Raw genomic sequence first — 4,237 nt, 5'->3', positions numbered from 1 at the left:
AGACCGCCCGCGCAGCCACCTACGACGACTGGCTACACCACTACAATCACCACCGAGCCCACACCGGCATCGGCGGACTCACCCCGATCGAACGCTTACACGTTCACAACCTGCCCGGGTCTTACCGCTAGTGTCCTGAGTCATTAATTCGTGTGCAGTAGTGGGCGATGGAGTCGAGGATCTGGTCAGCGGTCTTCACCCACACGTAGGGGCGGGGGTTGTCGTTCCAGGTGTCGATCCACGCTCTGATGTCGGCGTTGAGCGCTCTTACGGTGCGGTGGGTGGAACGTTGGAGCTTCTTGGTGGTCAGTTCAGCGAACCAGCGTTCGACGAGGTTCATCCAGGATGAGCTGGTCGGGGTGAAGTGGACAACAAACCGTGGGTGCGAGGTCAGCCATCGCTTCACTGCGGGTGTCTTGTGGGTGGAGGCGTTGTCCATGACCAGGTGGACGTCGAGCTCGTCGGGTACCTCGGCGTCGATCTTGCGTAGGAATCCGATGAATTCTGTTGCGCGATGGCGTGAGTGAAGCGAGCCGATGACTTTTCCCGACGCTATGTCCAACGCCGCGTACAGGCTGGAGGTGCCGTTGCGCACGTAGTCGTGGCTGGCCCGTTGCGGGGTGCCCGGGAGCATGGGAAAGATCGGCTGGGTGCGATCGAGCGCTTGGATCTGGGTCTTCTCGTCAACGCAGAGCACCAGGGCACGTTCGGGTGGGTTCATGTAGAGCCCGACGACGTCGCGGACCTTCTCGGTGAACATGGGATGTTTCGACAGCTTCCACGAATCCTGTTTGTGTGGAGCCAATCCGAACGCCCGCCACACACGCGACACGGTTGACTGTGACATGTCGAGATGCTCAGCCATCGACCGAGTCGACCAGTGTGTCGCATTCGTCGGAGTGGTCTCGAGAGTTGCGGTGATCAAGTTTTTGATCTGCTCGTCGTCGACGGTTCGAGGTCGCCCGGGCCGGGGTTCGTCGAGCAACCCCTCGCAGCGGTGCTCGACGAACCGGCCTCGCCATCGCCGCACGGTACTGCGGTTGAGGCCGAGTCGTTGTGCCACTTCAGTATTCGACCCGCCATCAGCGGCAGCGAGAACGATTCGTGATCGCATCGCCAAACCCGAGGCCGTCGTTCGCCGACGCGCCCACCCTTCGAGCTCACGGCGCTCGTCATCGGTCAGAACAATATCCACTGCTCGCGGACCCCGGGTTGCCATTCCCCAGTCTATCAACCGAACGGAAATTAATGACTCAGGACACTAGGCCCTCGACTCCGCCGGCTTCTTCGGCAGCTCGTGGAAGTCGTTCTCCCTGCTGGGGATCTCGGTGCCGCGGAGCGAGCAGCCCGCGGTCTCCTTCAGGAACAGCAGCGCGACCATGCCGATGGCGCAGGCGCCCATCATGTACACGGCCGGGAAGAGGTTCCAGTCGGTGCCCTCCACGACGGCATCGTTCACCAGAGGCGCCGTACCGCCGAAGGCAGCGGTCGCGACGTTGTAGGAGATCGCGAAGCCCGCGTATCGGACCTGGGTCGGGAACATCGCCGGGAAGGTCGCCGAGATGGTGGCGAGCTGTGGGATGTAGAGCGCGCCGAGGATCACGAATGCCACGATCGCCCAGACGAATCCCTGGCCCATCAGCCAGTACAGCGGTACCGCGAGGACGAACAGGCCGACCAGCGATCCCCACCACATCGGTTTACGCCCGGTCGAATCCGACCACCAGCCGAAGAACGGGATGAGCAACATCATCACGAGCTGCCCGATCAGGTTGACGACGCTCGCCGAGGTCTCGGACAGGTTGATGGTGTTCTGCAGGTAGGTCGGCTGATACGCCAACAGCGTGTAGTTGGCGACGTTGAGTGCGATGACCATGCCGAACATCGTCAGGATCGGTCGCCGGTAGTTGACGAGCAGATCCTTGAACCGGGTCCACGCCGAACCCTTGATCTCGTCCTCCTGCTCCAGCTCCTGGAAGACCGGGGTGTCGTCCATCTGCGAGCGGAGGTACAGCCCGATCAGGCCCATGGGCAGCGCGAGCAGGAACGGGATGCGCCAACCCCACTGATCCATCTGCGAATCGGAGAGTCCCAGCTGCAGGAGCAGGACGAAAGCGGTACCGCCGCAGAAGCCGGCGAGGGTACCGAACTCGAGGAATGAACCGTACTTACCGCGCTTGTTGTCCGGCGCGTACTCGGCCATGAACGTTGCCGCACCGCCGTATTCACCGCCGGTCGAGAAACCCTGGACGACGCGGAGCAGGATCAGCAGGATGGGCGCCCACACACCGATCGACGCGTGGGTGGGCAGCAGGCCGATGAGCGCGGTGGCGCCCGAGATCAGCAGAATCGTCATGGCCAGGACGGATTTGCGGCCGATGCGGTCGCCGATGGGTCCCCAGATCATTCCGCCGAGCGGGCGGAGCACGAAGGAGACCGCGAAACCGAGCATGGTGCCGATGGTTCCGAAATCACCCGGGAAGAAGGCCTGGGTCAGGTAGACCGAGGCCGCGGCGTAGACGCCGTAGTCGTACCACTCGGTGGCGTTTCCGATGGCCGAGGCACCTATGGCCTTGTGGAGTAGTTTCCGTCCCTCGGGTGACTCCGGGTCCGGGGCGAGCTGCTCGTAAGTGTCCGCTGGCGTCGTGTCGCTCATCTGCGCTTCCTGAATGTCATCGGGGCCGTGAATTCGCCCCTCGCTGGGTCATCTCCGGCGTTGGTGAACCCTGTGCACGGACGGCAGCCTGCTCGACCGACCATGGACATCCGAACCGCGAGCGATCAGCTCCCGGATGCGGTGAGATCGCCGGCGTCGTCGCCGTCACCGATCAATCGACGCAGCCCGTCGGCCATGTGCTCGATCATCAGCGCATCCGCCTTGGCAGAATCCCCCGCAGCTATGGCGTCCACCAACGCCTGGTGTTCGTCGATCCGTTCCTTTCCCGATGAATATGTTCCTCGCATGGCTCGCAAGCACATTCGTGTCTCCACGAGGATCGTCTCGTGGAGACGCGAAAGGCGCTGGCTTTCGGTGAGTTCCACCAGCGTCTGGTGAAATCCCATGTCCGCCTCGGCCATCCCGGCACCGTTCGGCTCGTCGACGAACGCGCGCATGGCCTCTACGGCCTCGTCCAGCGCGGCCACCGCCTCTGATTCGCCGCGCGCGATGACCTGTTGCACGGCAGCACGTTCCACCGCTGTGCGCGCGACGTACATGTCGCGGATGTCGTCTCTCTCCATCGAGACGACGAACAGGCCCCGGTTGCGATGGCTGACCAGCAGACCCTCCGCGGTGAGACGTTGCATCGCCTCACGCAACGGACCGCGGCTGACGCCCAGGTCTGCGGCGAGACCGGACTCCGTCAACTGCGACCCGGGCGGGAAGTCGCCGTTCGCAATGGCATTGTGCAACTTACGCGCGATGATCGCCGGTGTCGACTCCTGCACCAGAGGCGTGAGCACCCGACGGCGCGTCGAACCGCCTCGTTTTGCCTGGTGAGGAGTGGTAGCTCGACCTCCCGGGCGGTCCGCGCCCGAGTCGTCCTCATCCACTGTGATCGCCACCGTCATTCCTTCTTTCTTACCGCTCCAAGCGCGCATAGGTGAGCGTTTCACCCCGCGCGCCGCCCATCCAGACGTCGTTGCAAGCCGCCGCAAAGTCTTCCAGGCCCTCTGTGATGGTGGCGAACACGTTCCCCGGCACCCAGCCGACATCGCCGTTGACCAGCAGGTTGTTTCTTCCGTAGAAGACGGCGAGGTCGATGAGCAGCCGATGTTCGGCCGGCGCGGATGTGGGATCGTACCCATATGCGGGGTTGTCCAAAACACCGTCGAAGGTGAAATAGCACAGATCGCCGGGGATCGGCGTGATGGTTGTGTTCTCCGCACCCGGTTCCACCGGCGCGAATGCCGGTAGCAGCGTGTAGATCTCGTTGCGCGCGAACTTTCCGTGGAACACCTGGCCACTCAGTGGCAATGCGTCCCAGACCGCGCCGGCGGTCCGGGGCGCCTCGGCGTCGAGCATCCGCGCCACCGCCGTCACGCCTCGCTCCTCGAGTGTCACGGTGATGAATCGTTCGGCTGGCCGCTCGGTCACGGACGATCTCCCAACATCGTGAAGCCGGCGGCCGCCTCATAAGCCGCCGCGACCCTTAGCACGGTCGTATCCTGATGTCGCGCAGCGACGAACTGCGCACCCGTCGGCAGACCGTCGACGAATCCGCTGGGCACCGTGATC

At 63.6% G+C, this 4,237-nt stretch carries 5 protein-coding genes and 1 pseudogene; 1 reads left to right on the top strand and 5 read right to left on the bottom strand.

The window, feature by feature from the left end; genetic code table 11:
* Positions 1 to 131 (top strand): integrase core domain-containing protein (locus GOALK_RS23920; protein WP_157139160.1); only part of this gene is annotated, 131 nt, incomplete at its 5' end.
* Here GOALK_RS23920 and GOALK_RS15740 read toward each other — a convergent pair.
* From GOALK_RS15740 to GOALK_RS24315, 5 genes and pseudogenes are all read right to left on the bottom strand, one after another.
* On the bottom strand, positions 128 to 1,219 hold the full coding sequence (locus tag GOALK_RS15740) for an IS630 family transposase (protein ID WP_040004261.1): 1,092 nt from the start codon (positions 1,217 to 1,219) through the stop codon (positions 128 to 130). The two genes, GOALK_RS23920 and GOALK_RS15740, sit on opposite strands and share 4 nt — an antisense overlap.
* A 42-nt stretch (positions 1,220 to 1,261) precedes the next feature.
* A complete protein-coding gene (locus GOALK_RS15735; protein ID WP_006359821.1) occupies positions 1,262 to 2,656 on the bottom strand; it encodes an MFS transporter in 1,395 nt (464 codons plus the stop codon).
* Between the two features lie 125 nt (positions 2,657 to 2,781).
* On the bottom strand, positions 2,782 to 3,570 hold the full coding sequence (locus GOALK_RS15730; protein ID WP_006359820.1) for a GntR family transcriptional regulator: 789 nt from the start codon (positions 3,568 to 3,570) through the stop codon (positions 2,782 to 2,784).
* Between the two features lie 10 nt (positions 3,571 to 3,580).
* On the bottom strand, positions 3,581 to 4,096 hold the full coding sequence (locus GOALK_RS15725) for a DUF3830 family protein (RefSeq protein WP_006359819.1): 516 nt from the start codon (positions 4,094 to 4,096) through the stop codon (positions 3,581 to 3,583).
* Positions 4,093 to 4,237, bottom strand: a pseudogene (locus GOALK_RS24315) (amidase); the annotation flags it as partial. The pseudogene GOALK_RS24315 and the gene GOALK_RS15725, both read right to left, overlap by 4 nt.

This window comes from Gordonia alkanivorans NBRC 16433 (assembly GCF_000225505.1).
GTDB classification, from domain to species: domain Bacteria; phylum Actinomycetota; class Actinomycetes; order Mycobacteriales; family Mycobacteriaceae; genus Gordonia; species Gordonia alkanivorans.
Note: the sequence above shows the minus strand (reverse complement) of the source record. Positions and strands in the feature narration are given on the sequence as shown.